The following is a 232-nucleotide window of genomic DNA, read 5'->3' on the forward strand; positions in this document are numbered from 1 at the left end:
CGGCTCGAGGGGGGCGACCGCCAGGCCGACCGCCGCCAGCGGCGCGCGGTGGGGGTTGTGCGCCCAGAGGGCGCCGTCCTGCGTGCCGAGCTGCCAGAACACGATCTGCTCGCGCGTCGAGGTCGTGGCGAGGAAGGTGAGGAAGGCCATGCCGGCGCCGGCGATGGGGTTGATCCCGATATCGGTGAGCAGGAGCGTGACCACTTCGGTGTGACCGCCGGAGCGGCTCAGG

1 protein-coding gene is annotated in these 232 nt (G+C 72.8%); it reads right to left on the minus strand.

Annotated elements, in window-relative coordinates; genetic code table 11:
* On the minus strand, positions 1 to 232 hold a 232-nt coding region (locus tag KVS71_RS19280), incomplete at both ends, for an iron chelate uptake ABC transporter family permease subunit (protein ID WP_217585329.1).

The sequence above is a fragment of the Microbacterium sp. GbtcB4 genome (assembly GCF_019091465.1).
In the GTDB taxonomy this organism is placed as follows: Bacteria; Actinomycetota; Actinomycetes; order Actinomycetales; family Microbacteriaceae; genus Microbacterium; species Microbacterium paraoxydans.